Here is a 2,971-nt window from a genome sequence, read left to right as displayed (position 1 = left end):
GCAGTTGGGGTTGTGGTAGATCGTGACGTCGCTCATGGCGCCCCGATAAACCCTCGCGCGGCCGTCACCAAGCGAAGGCGCGCGTTCCCGACACGAAGGTCGAGTCCGAGTTGTCCCACGGCATGAGGTCGGCGGGGCGCTGGGGCAGGGGCGCGACCCCGGTGGGCCAGCGCTCGAACACAGCCACGTAGCGCACGTCGAGCCGCCCGGGCCCGCTCGGTCGCAGGTCGACCGCTAGGCCGGAGCCGGGCGCCTGCCAGTTGATGCGGACCCACTCGCCCTTGGGCAGGGCGAGCTTCACCGGCACGCCACCCACGGCGCCGACCTCGCCGCCCGACGCGGCGCGCACCCGCACCTCCAGCGTCCGGGCGCCTGGCGGGGGCAGGGCGAGCAGCCTCGCGCCGCCGTCCGCGGTCCGCTCAAGGGTGATGGTCGGCGCGGGCTCGGCGACGGGCGGGGCGGAGGCGGCGAACATCGGCCGCCGCCAGGCCCAGTGCGACAGCCGTTCCACCGGCCCGCCTTCGGCGCGCAGCACCTTGTCGGTCCAGCCGTTGCTCATCACCGGCGGGCTGAATCGCCAGGCTCGGCCGGTGTCCTGGTCGACGTGGTAGCCGACGTAGCTCACCTGCGGGTAGCGCGGGGTCCAGGGATCCTCGGCGCGGATGATCAGGGTCAGGGCCAAACCGCAGGCCAGCAGCACGCCCCCGATGACGAGGCCCTTCTGCGCGCCGGTGTCGGGCTGGGCCAGCGGCCAGAGCACGAGGCCGGCGGTGATCATCTGCACCGAGAACAGCGGCATCAGGTCCATGCCCTCGTAGGCGAAGTGCGAGATGCCGCCCTGCCAGCCCAAGGCCGCAGCGGCGAGCACCGTCAGCAGGCTGATGGGCAATATGCCGCGGCGCGCGGACAGCGCCGTGGCGGCCGCGCCGATGCAGGCCACCAGCAGGGGCCAGGCGATCACATAGGCGGCGCCCGGCGCGAACGCCTGCAGCGCCACGGTGAGGATCAGGCCCAGCACGAGCGCGCCGGCCCAGGCGCCCTTGCGGCTGGCGGGACGGTTGTAGACGAAGGTCCCGAGAGCGGCGGCGATCACGCCCGGCACGATCCCGATCCAGTCGACCTCGCCGAACGCCGACGCTGCGAGGCCCAAGACGAGCGGGACGGCGGCCATCCAGCGGCGGCCGCGGGCCATGTCGCCGGCCGACAGCATCAGGAAGCCGAGGGACAGCATCATGATCGCCCATTCCCAGGGCGCGGACTGGGCCAGCAGGAACCGCTGCTCCACGAAGCCGAAGCCTGCGCCGGTCAGGCGGCGGGCGAACTCCAGCACGGCCACGGTGCCGACGCCGGCGAAGGCCAGGGCGCCCATGCCGCGCAGGATGTCGCTCGCGGGGAACTCGCCTGAGTGCCGGGCCCAGCGAACGGCGAAGGCCAGGAGGACCGCGCACGCCAGCACGATCACCCAGCCGAACCAGACCGGGTAGGCGACCACCGTGTTCCCGAACAGGTTGGAATAGACCACGTTGGGCGAGCGGCCGGGAAGCTGGGCGGCGAACGCGGCCTCCGCCGTGGCGGCGAGCACCTGCGTCCCCATGTCCTGCAGCGAGCCACGCTCCAAGTTCGCGGGCGTGGACGTGGGGCTGTGATAGTCGAACTGGCGGCCGATGATGGCGTAGTTCAGGCCCGCGATCCCCGACTTCAGCGTCTCGGTCAGGTCGGTGTCGTTAGGCATCTTCTCATAGAGCAGCACCGACAGGGACGAGGACGACGGGTCCTGGGCCGTGCGGGCGAACAGGTCGATCAGTTCGCCGTTGCGCGGGCTGGTTTGGAACATGTTGACCCGGCCCGTGGAGCCGCGCGCCTCAGCGTTGATGACGAGGCCGATCCGGCGGGCCAGCGGATCGCGCCGGAAGAAGTGGTTCGCGCCGAGAAGGCCGGCCTCTTCCCCGTCGGTGAGGATCACCATCACGTCGCGCGTGGGCGTGCCGCGGGCCTTGATCGCCCGGACGGTCTCTAGCGCCGTGGCGACGCCGATGGCGTCGTCGGCGGCACCGGGCGAGCCCGGCACGCTGTCGTAGTGGGCCATCAGGGCCACGGCGGGGGCGTTGCGGTCGCGCCCGGGAAGGACGCCTACGATGTTCTCGACGGGGCCCGCGACGAGGCGGTCCGTGGCCCACTTGGCGGACTGGACCCCGACACCGGCCCGTACCTGTGGCGAGAGCCCCAGCTCGGCCATCCGGGCGACCAGGGCGTCGCGCACGCGAGCGTTTTCGGCCGAGCCGATGGGGTGGGCCCGCGCGGCGATGAGGGTGACGTCGGCGAAGGCGCGTTCCGCCGCGAACTCGCCGGCCGGCGCGCCGATCGGCTGGGATTCGGGCAGCAACTGGTCGTTGAAGGCGATCCAGGAGCCCAGCATGAGCGCGATCAGCAGCGCGAGATACCGGCCCATACGCGTCTCCCCCGAGTCTCGTTAGGGAGAAGCTAGAGGGTCTTTCCGCAAACGAAAACGCCCGGCTGCGAGGCCGGGCGTTCCGAACTTCAAGCTGTAGAGCCGGATCAGGCGGCGATCGTGGCGCCGACGTCCTGCGGGTCGCGCAGAACGTAACCCCGGCCCCAGACCGTTTCGATGTGGTGCTTGCCCTCGGCGGCCGCGGCCAGCTTCTTGCGCAGCTTGCAGATGAAAACGTCGATGATCTTCAGCTCGGGCTCGTCCATTCCGCCGTAGAGGTGGTTCAGGAACATTTCCTTGGTGAGCGTCGTGCCCTTCCGCAGGGAGAGCAGCTCGAGCATCTGGTATTCTTTGCCCGTCAGGTGAACGCGTATGCCGTTCACTTCCACGGTCTTGGCGTCGAGGTTCACCACGATGTCGCCGGTCTTGATGACCGACTGGGCGTGGCCCTTCGAACGACGCACCACCGCGTGGATGCGGGCGACCAGTTCGTCCTTGTGGAACGGCTTGGTCATGTAGTCG

The 2,971-nt window shown here is 70.6% G+C and carries 2 protein-coding genes; both read right to left on the bottom strand.

The features are described 5' to 3' along the window. Window positions 1-64 precede the first annotated feature (64 nt). Entirely contained in the window at window positions 65-2,449 is a 2,385-nt protein-coding gene (locus Q0L11_RS17570) for a M20/M25/M40 family metallo-hydrolase (RefSeq protein ID WP_296598944.1), read from the bottom strand. A gap of 107 nt (window positions 2,450-2,556) precedes the next feature. Further along, on the bottom strand, window positions 2,557-2,971 hold a 415-nt coding region (locus Q0L11_RS17565), incomplete at its 5' end, for a response regulator transcription factor (protein WP_296598943.1).

The organism is Phenylobacterium sp., from assembly GCF_024508875.1.
Classification (GTDB): Bacteria; Pseudomonadota; Alphaproteobacteria; order Caulobacterales; family Caulobacteraceae; genus Phenylobacterium.
This window is presented reverse-complemented; position numbering and strand designations above follow the sequence as displayed.

What these genes read in the sequence shown, in the direction of transcription:
- Q0L11_RS17570 (WP_296598944.1), bottom strand. Translation starts at nt 2,449, where the DNA reads ATGGGCCGGTATCTCGCGCTGCTGATCGCGCTCATGCTGGGCTCCTGG.